General features: G+C 62.7%; 1 pseudogene. It reads left to right on the plus strand.

Going from position 1 to position 228, the window contains the following annotated elements:
• A pseudogene (glyA, locus tag R0J92_RS27650) lies at nt 1-228 on the plus strand (serine hydroxymethyltransferase); the annotation flags it as partial.

The raw sequence follows: 228 nt of genomic DNA on the forward strand, positions 1-228 counted from the left end.
GCCGCCTTTGGCGAAGCGCTGAAGCCCGCGTTCAAATACTACCAGAAGCAGGTGCGTGCCAATGCGGTGGCCCTGTCGGATGATCTGATCAAGGGCGGTCTGGACATCGTCACCGGTGGCACCGACACCCAGGTGATGCTGGTGGACCTGCGTCCCAAGGGCGGGACCGGCAACATCGGCGACAAGGCTCTGGGCCGCGCGCATATAACCACCAACAAGAACGGCATC

The organism is Tritonibacter sp. SIMBA_163 (genome assembly GCF_046535935.1).
GTDB classification, from domain to species: Bacteria; Pseudomonadota; Alphaproteobacteria; order Rhodobacterales; family Rhodobacteraceae; genus Epibacterium; species Epibacterium scottomollicae.